Genomic DNA, 506 nt, shown 5'->3' on the forward strand with positions numbered 1-506 from the left:
ATGTGGTGCGCCCAGACGCCGAAGCTGATGAATCCCGTCGCCAGCATGGCCAGCACCACCAGCCGATAGCCGACCAGCTTTGTCTGGGCGACAGCCGGGATCAGGGTCGACATGGCCCCCGCCGCCGGCAGGAAGATGATGTAGACCTCGGGGTGGCCGAAGAACCAGAACAGGTGCTGCCACAGCATGGGGTCCCCGCCCTTGGCCGCATCGAAGAAGGGCCAGCCGAGCGCGCGTTCCAACTCCAGCAGCAGGGTCGACAGGATGATCGACGGAAAGGCGATGATGATCATGCAGGCGAAGATCAGCATGGCCCAGGCGAAGATCGGCAGCTTGTCCAGCGTCATGCCCGGCGCGCGCGTCTTCAGCACCCCGACGATGATCTCGATGGCGCCGGCGATGGCCGAAATCTCGATGAAGCCGATGCCCAGCAGCCAAAAGTCGGCGTTGATCCCTGGCGAATAGGCCATGCTGGTCAGGGGCGGATACATATACCAGCCGCCGTT

The 506-nt window shown here is 63.6% G+C and carries 1 protein-coding gene; it reads right to left on the reverse strand.

Features of this window, described 5'->3' with window-relative positions:
* A partial coding sequence (locus ACP7AR_RS17515; RefSeq protein WP_426188582.1) for a cbb3-type cytochrome c oxidase subunit I occupies positions 1 to 506 on the reverse strand: 506 nt, incomplete at both ends.

Source organism: Microbacterium sp. TWP3-1-2b2 (assembly GCF_049896145.1).
GTDB lineage: Bacteria > Actinomycetota > Actinomycetes > Actinomycetales > Microbacteriaceae > Microbacterium.